This is a genomic window from Vibrio sp. 10N.222.54.A3 (assembly GCF_041474095.1).
GTDB classification, from domain to species: Bacteria; Pseudomonadota; Gammaproteobacteria; order Enterobacterales; family Vibrionaceae; genus Vibrio; species Vibrio crassostreae_C.
The window spans coordinates 20,278-27,921 of record NZ_JBFRTN010000073.1; the positions used below are offsets into that span (position 1 = coordinate 20,278).

Annotated in this window: 7 protein-coding genes; 6 read left to right on the forward strand and 1 reads right to left on the reverse strand. The window is 44.6% G+C overall.

The window, feature by feature from the left end:
* Positions 1 to 3: 3 nt before the first annotated feature.
* Positions 4 to 1,314, reverse strand: coding sequence for an ATP-dependent RNA helicase RhlB (gene rhlB / locus AB4507_RS15805; protein WP_010440697.1), 1,311 nt, complete (start codon positions 1,312 to 1,314; stop codon positions 4 to 6).
* Positions 1,315 to 1,425: 111 nt separating this feature from the next.
* Between rhlB and trxA the strand changes: the two genes are divergently transcribed.
* The 6 genes from trxA (at position 1,426) to fre (ending at position 7,260) form a co-directional block, all read left to right on the forward strand.
* Positions 1,426 to 1,752: a thioredoxin TrxA gene (gene trxA, locus AB4507_RS15810; protein WP_010440700.1), complete on the forward strand. Its 327-nt coding sequence runs from the start codon at positions 1,426 to 1,428 to the stop codon at positions 1,750 to 1,752.
* Between the two features lie 202 nt (positions 1,753 to 1,954).
* Positions 1,955 to 3,214 (forward strand): transcription termination factor Rho, encoded by a 1,260-nt coding sequence (gene rho / locus AB4507_RS15815; RefSeq protein WP_017062978.1) that lies wholly within the window; start codon positions 1,955 to 1,957, stop codon positions 3,212 to 3,214.
* 110 nt (positions 3,215 to 3,324) lie between these two features.
* A complete protein-coding gene (locus AB4507_RS15820) occupies positions 3,325 to 4,320 on the forward strand; it encodes a hypothetical protein (RefSeq protein ID WP_017059249.1) in 996 nt (331 codons plus the stop codon).
* Positions 4,321 to 4,418: 98 nt separating this feature from the next.
* The gene (gene ubiD / locus AB4507_RS15825; protein ID WP_372182948.1) at positions 4,419 to 6,260 is read left to right on the forward strand and encodes a 4-hydroxy-3-polyprenylbenzoate decarboxylase; all 1,842 of its coding nucleotides are present in this window, start codon (positions 4,419 to 4,421) and stop codon (positions 6,258 to 6,260) included.
* The gene (locus tag AB4507_RS15830) at positions 6,257 to 6,526 is read left to right on the forward strand and encodes a 2Fe-2S iron-sulfur cluster-binding protein (protein WP_008224727.1); all 270 of its coding nucleotides are present in this window, start codon (positions 6,257 to 6,259) and stop codon (positions 6,524 to 6,526) included. Before ubiD ends, AB4507_RS15830 begins: the two co-directional genes overlap by 4 nt.
* A 20-nt stretch (positions 6,527 to 6,546) precedes the next feature.
* Complete coding sequence (gene fre / locus AB4507_RS15835; RefSeq protein WP_017059251.1) at positions 6,547 to 7,260, forward strand: NAD(P)H-flavin reductase; 714 nt, start codon at positions 6,547 to 6,549, stop codon at positions 7,258 to 7,260.
* The last annotated feature ends 384 nt before the right edge of the window (positions 7,261 to 7,644 follow it).

Genomic DNA, 7,644 nt, shown 5'->3' on the forward strand with positions numbered 1-7,644 from the left:
CGACTAAGCTTCCTTGTTATGACGCGGTTGGCGTGGGCGACGGTTCTGGTTTGGTTTACGGTTACCGTTACGTGGACCATTGTTGTTTGAGCGACGTTGTTGCGGGTTACGTGTACGTAAACGCAATGGTGCCGGTAGATCTTCTAGTAGTGCAGAAGCATCGTAGTCAGACATTGGAATAGCGTGCTCGATGTATTCTTCGATTGGTGGCAAGTTGATTGCGTAATCTTCACAAGCAAAGCTGATCGAATGACCGCTTTCACCAGCACGACCTGTACGGCCGATACGGTGAACGTAATCTTCGCAATCGTCTGGCAGGTCAAAGTTGAATACGTGTGTTACTTGAGGAATGTGTAAGCCACGTGCTGCAACATCGGTTGCTACAAGTAGGTCAACATCACCTTTAGTGAACTGTTCAAGAATCTTTTCACGTTTCTTCTGTGGAACATCACCTGTTAGTAGACCAACACGATGACCATCGGCAGCCAAGTGACCCCAAACTGATTCACATTTGTGCTTCGTGTTAGCGAAGATGATTGCGCGATCTGGCCATTCTTCTTCGATTAACGTTTGTAGAAGGGCCATCTTATGTTCGTTAGAAGGGTAGAAAAGCTCTTCCTGAATGCGGTGACCTGTTTTGCGCTCTGGCTCAACAACAACATGCTCTGGGTTGTGCATGTGTTCGAACGCTAGCTCTTGTACGCGGTAAGACAGCGTCGCAGAGAACAGCATGTTCAGGCGATCTTTTGGCTCAGGCATACGGCGGAACAAGAAGCGGATGTCTTTGATGAAACCAAGATCGAACATGCGATCAGCTTCGTCAAGAACAACAGCTTGAATATGGTTAAGGTTAAATACCTTCTGCTTGTAGAAATCGATGATACGGCCAGTTGTACCAATTAAGATATCTGCGCCTTCTTCGATCTTACCTAGTTGCTTGTCGTAGCTTTCGCCACCGTAAGCAAGTGCTGCTTTGATACCTGTGCTTTCAACCAGAGAGTCAGCATCGTTGTAGATCTGAATCGCGAGTTCACGTGTTGGTGCCATAATAATCGCACGTGGCTGGTTAGGCTTGCGCCCTTCATGCTCAGGTGTTTTTAGCAGGTGATTAAAAGTAGCAGTAAGAAACGCAAGCGTTTTACCAGTACCCGTTTGGGCCTGGCCTGCAATGTCTTGGCCGGTGAGCAGTACCGGGAGCGCCAAGGCTTGGATAGGGGTACAGTAATCGAACCCTTTTTTCTCCAATCCTTCAATGACTTGCGGGAGTAAATCCAAGTCGGCGAACTTTTGCTCTGTGATATGCGTCTTTTTCATTGCTATAGAATATCAGCTTAAGCTTGCAATACGAAAGTAAATACATTCCAATAGGGCATCTATTTACTGGTTATCATCCAACCAGTTCTAAAAAATACATTGGAGTGGAAGATGAGTGATAAGATTTTGCAGCTAACTGATGACGGTTTTGATAACGATGTGATCAATGCTGCAGGCCCGGTTCTTGTTGATTTTTGGGCTGAATGGTGTGGTCCTTGTAAGATGATTGCTCCGATTCTTGATGAAATCGCAGACGAGTACGAAGGCAAGCTCACTATCGGTAAATTAAATATCGACCAAAACGCAGGAACTCCACCAAAATTTGGTATTCGCGGTATTCCAACGCTACTTCTTTTCAAAGATGGTGGCGTAGCAGCAACTAAAGTTGGTGCATTGTCTAAAACTCAACTTAAAGAGTTCCTAGACGCTAACCTTTAATTAGGTGAGCATTTGAAAAGAAACCGCGCAGTTAACAAATGCGCGGTTTTGTTTTTTCTAAGCTATGGACTAGTCTTAGTTTTAGTGCTAATTTATCGCACGTTAATTGAACGAATTTCTCTTCTTGGTCGATCCTGCGTGACCAAATCCTTCTTAACTTAAGAAAACAGATCCTATTTTGACTAAACAAACTTCCACCACTATGAATCTTACTGAACTGAAGAACAGACCTGTGTCTGAGCTTGTTAAACTTAGCGAAAGCTTAGGTCTTGAAAATCAAGCTCGCCTAAGAAAACAAGACATTATCTTCTCCATCCTTAAAGCGCATGCAAAAAGTGGTGAAGACATCTTTGGTGATGGTGTTCTAGAAATTCTTCAAGACGGTTTTGGTTTCCTACGTAGCGCCGACAGTTCATACCTGGCTGGCCCAGATGATATCTACGTATCACCAAGCCAAATTCGTCGTTTTAACCTACGTACAGGTGACTCTATTGGCGGTAAAATCCGTCCACCTAAAGACGGTGAGCGTTACTTTGCACTGCTTAAAGTAAACACGGTTAACTACGACAAGCCAGACAACGCACGTAACAAGATTCTTTTCGAAAACCTTACTCCTCTTCACGCTAACGAACGTATGGTGATGGAAGCGGGTAATGGTGCAACTGAAGATATTACGGCTCGTATTCTTGACCTTGCATCTCCAATTGGTAAAGGTCAGCGTGGTCTGATTGTTGCTCCGCCTAAAGCGGGTAAGACAATGCTTCTGCAAAACATTGCTCAAAGCATTGCACGTAACCATCCTGAGTGTGAACTAATGGTTCTACTTATCGATGAGCGTCCAGAAGAAGTAACAGAAATGCAGCGTCTAGTTAAAGGCGAAGTAGTTGCTTCAACATTCGATGAGCCAGCATCTCGCCACGTACAAGTTGCAGAAATGGTTATCGAGAAAGCGAAGCGCCTTGTTGAACACAAGAAAGATGTAGTTATCCTACTGGATTCTATTACTCGTCTAGCTCGTGCTTACAACACTGTGATTCCTTCATCAGGTAAAGTTCTTACTGGTGGTGTTGATGCGAATGCTCTACATCGTCCAAAGCGTTTCTTCGGTGCGGCACGTAACGTAGAAGAAGGCGGTAGCTTAACGATCATCGCAACAGCACTGGTTGATACTGGTTCTAAGATGGATGAAGTTATCTACGAAGAATTCAAAGGTACAGGTAACATGGAACTGCACCTTAACCGTAAGATTGCTGAAAAACGCGTATTCCCAGCGATTGATTTCAACCGCTCTGGTACTCGTCGTGAAGAGCTTCTTACCAAGAACGATGAACTACAGAAGATGTGGATACTGCGTAAGATTGTTCACCCAATGGGCGAAATCGACGCAATGGAATTCCTTATCGACAAGCTAGCAATGACGAAAACGAACGATGAGTTCTTTGACGCAATGCGTCGTCAGTAATATTGATTAGCTGATCGTATTTAATAAGCGCTGCCCTCGGGTGGCGCTTTTTATTTGCATTTTGTAGCGCCAGCTTGCAGAATGAGCAAAAGTGTTACAAGGACGTTAAAATGCAACATGGACTGTTGTCATCATTACTCCTGTCTACTTCACTGTTATTTTCACCGGTTGGTATGAGCTATGCCACCGAGATGTCTCCACTTACAGTAGAGTCTTGGCTTGAGAATGATCAAGTAAAACTGAAAACTGCTGAACTACTAGAGCTTGTCGTACGTGACGAAGTCAATTCGCTACGCTTTGCGCTTGAGCGCCTGACATTTCCCCAGCAAGAGGTGGCTCGTTACCAACTCTTGAAGAAGCTTGAACAGCAAAAAATCGTACTCACACCCAAGATGTCTATCTTCATCGAGCAGCAACTTGCTATCACGCCCACTTATCAAGTCTTAGAACGTGGCGATGGCTATGAGTTTACGGTACCTGCCTTTAATTACCCTTCAATTGCTAATCGCCTTATTAAACAATGGCGTCAAGATCAGAAGACATTGGTATTTGTGCTAGATGCAGAGAAACAGGAACTCGACCTAAAAGAGTGGTTATCTGGATCTGAACATCAAGTTCAAACGCGAGAAGCGTTGCTCATTAGAGAGCTAGACAGTTTGTCTCCTGAAGCGGTTGATTACCTAACTAAGCAACTCACCGCATCTTCTATTGTTAGTTGGTTACCTTCTACTGAGGTGGTGGTTCGATTAGCGCAAGTGAGCGAAGACCCAGAGGTTTACAAAATTCTATGGCGAATGAAGGCCGATTATCATAGCCAAGCTGAGCTAGTTCGCCTTGCTGAAACCAAACAAACGTTCGCGCTTGAACAGGTGATGGCAGCGACTAAGAACCCGCGTTTGAAAGATGAAGCGATTACTTTGCTTACCAAAGTTAACCCGTTATCAGAAGAGGTGAAGCTGTTCCTTGTCTCTAGGATGGCGATTGCTGATGAAGCACCATTAGTTGCGCGTGAACTCGCCAAACAAGGTCATACGCGATGGTTGCAAGATCTCGTCAATGATAACCCTCAGGTGAAGAGTTCTTTGATCGAGCAAGCATTACCGTAAAGTGGATTTTGCCTCTCAATAACCACACTAAAAAGGGGGACCTCAGCGTCACCCTTTTTGATATACTGAGCGCAGAATAATCAGCATGTAGAAGTCCTATGAGTTTTAAAGATTTACGTGATTTTATCGACCATCTTGAAAGTATTGGTCAGTTGAAACGCATTTCTCACCCAGTCGATCCAGACTACGAAATGACCGAGATTAGCGACCGTACTCTACGTGCTGGTGGCCCGGCTCTTTTGTTTGAAAATCCAGTAGGCTATGACATGCCCGTTTTGACCAATCTATTTGGTACACCTAATCGGGTTGCTATTGGTATGGGACGTCAAGAAGTCAAAGAACTGCGTGAAGTGGGCAAGTTGCTTGCTTACCTAAAAGAACCTGAGCCACCAAAAGGCTTTAAAGACGCTCTTGATAAACTACCTGTGTTTAAGCAAGTCTTAAACATGCCAGCTAAACGCCTTCGCAAAGCGGCTTGCCAACAAGTGGTATGGCAAGGCGATGACGTCGACCTAGATAAAATCCCTGTGATGAGCTGTTGGGCTGATGATGTCGCGCCATTGCTAACATGGGGTTTAACGGTTACTCGTGGTCCAAACAAGAAACGCCAAAACTTAGGTATCTATCGTCAGCAGAAGATCGGCAAGAATAAAATCATCATGCGTTGGTTAGCCCACCGTGGTGGAGCATTGGATCTGCGTGATTGGATGGAAACTAACCCTGGGAAACCATTCCCAGTATCGGTAGCGTTTGGTGCTGATCCTGCCACCATTCTTGGTGCGGTTACGCCAGTGCCGGATACTTTATCTGAGTACGCGTTTGCAGGCTTACTACGTGGTAGTAAAACTGAGGTCGTTAAATCAATCAGCAACGACTTAGAAGTTCCCGCAAGTGCAGAAATCGTGATGGAAGGTTACATCGACCCGAATGAATTCGCAGATGAAGGGCCTTACGGAGATCATACTGGTTACTACAACGAGAAAGAAAAGCACCATGTGTTTACTATTACTCATGTAACCATGCGCGAGAACCCTATCTATCACAGCACCTATACTGGCCGTCCACCTGATGAGCCAGCGGTATTGGGTGTTGCGCTAAATGAAGTGTTTGTGCCTATTCTTCAAAAGCAGTTCCCAGAGATTGAAGATTTCTATCTACCGCCTGAAGGTTGTTCGTACCGAATGGCAGTCGTGACCATGAAGAAGCAATACCCAGGTCACGCTAAGCGAGTGATGATGGGTGTATGGTCTTTCTTACGCCAATTCATGTACACCAAATTTGTATTGGTGTGTGATGAAGATGTGAATGCACGTGATTGGTCTCAAGTAACCGCAGCGATGTGCGAACATATGGATCCGTCACGCGATAGCCTGATGATAGAGAACACGCCGATCGATTCATTGGATTTTGCCTCACCCGTGGTTGGGTTAGGTTCTAAGATGGGTCTAGATATGACTAAGAAGTGGGACGCAGAGTTAGCGTTATCGCCAGATGTCCAAACAGCACCTGTAAATAGTGAACATATTGAGGGTAGCTTGGCTGAGTTAACCAAGGTTCATCCTGAAATTATTGATGTTCACCTGCAAAACGACAATGCCAGCATGGTTGTGGTGTCTATTGATAAGCAAGCTGCCGGTAATGGTAAGAAAATCATGGAAGCGGTTTGGTCTCAATTTGATGAGAACAAGTTTGTTATCGTGTGTGATGGCGATGTCAATGTGAGTGATTGGAATGACATCATTTGGGCTGTAACGACAAGAATGGATCCGGCGAGAGATACGTTATTCCTGCAGAACGAAACTGGACACTCAAAAATGGGTCTCGATGCGACCAATAAGTGGGAAGGTGAATGCCTGCGTGAGTGGGGTGTACCAATCACAAAAGATCCTGATGTTGTGAAAAAGATTGATAGCATCTGGGAACAGCTAGGAATTTCATGAGCTACCAAGTAGTCTTATACCCAGAAAACATCAGTTTCACAGTAGAAAAAGGGCAAACGGTCTTGGATGCTGCGCTCAACAGCGATATCTATTTCCCAAACCGTTGCCAAGTTGGCGCATGCGCAATGTGTATGTGCAAAAAATTAGAAGGGCAAGTGAGTTACCACCTTGAACCCATGCTCACAGAGAAAGAGCAGCAACAAGGCTGGATTTTTGCTTGCCAAGCATTTGCAGAAAGTAATTTAGTTCTAACCTTTGCCGATTAAGGGTTAGTAAGAGGAAGAACATGACTATTAAATGTAAAGTGAAGTCTATCGAGCCTTTGGCTTGTAATACTTACCAAATCCTACTTCACCCAGAAACACCGGTCGCTTTTAAAGCGGGCCAGTACCTGATGGTTGAAATGGGCGAGAAAGATAAGCGCCCATTCTCTATCGCAAGTAGCCCTTGCCGCCACGAAGGTGAGCTTGAGCTGCACATTGGTGCTGCCGAGCACAACGCTTACGCACTAGAAGTGGTTGAAGCGATGAAGAAGGCACAAGCTGAAGATGGCGATATTGCGATTGATGCTCCACACGGAGATGCTTGGATCAAAGAAGAAAGCGATCGCCCTCTATTACTTATTGCTGGTGGCACGGGTTTCAGCTACGTGCGCTCTATTCTTGATCACTGCATCGCGCAAAATAGCTCGAAAGAGATCTACCTATACTGGGGCGCAAAAGATGAGTGCCAGTTATATGCTAAAGAAGAGTTGGTTGGCATTGCAGAAAAGCATAGCAATGTGCACTTTGTACCGGTAGTAGAAGAAGCACCGGAAGTTTGGCATGGCCAAACAGGTAATGTGCTTGAGGCTGTTATGCAAAGTTTCGAATCATTAGCTGATTTCGATATCTATATTGCAGGTCGTTTTGAAATGGCGGGCGCTGCAAGAGACCTATTTACTCAGAATAAAGAAGCAAAGCGTGACCATATGTACGCTGATGCTTACGCATTTATCTAACAATACCCTTAGATTTTGAGCAAAAAGAGAGCAGAAATGCTCTCTTTTTTACGTTTAGGTGAACTATTAGGCAGTTAACCCCTATTTATTCATTTTTCATGAAAAAGTAGTTGCTAAGCTGAGAGGGTTCCCTATAATGCGACACCACTGAGACGGCAGACGCCACAAGGCTTCAGCAAGAATCAGTAAGACGGAAAGCGACAAAAAATTAATTTTCAAAAAGTGTTTGACACTGAATGTTAATTCGCTAGAATGGCCGTCCACTTCGAGAGGCTCCTTACTTAAAAGGAACGCTCAAGAAGTTAAGCTCTTTAACAATTTAAACCTATCAATCTGTGTGGGCACTCGTTGATGAATATCAAAACGTTTTATCGTTAGATAAAA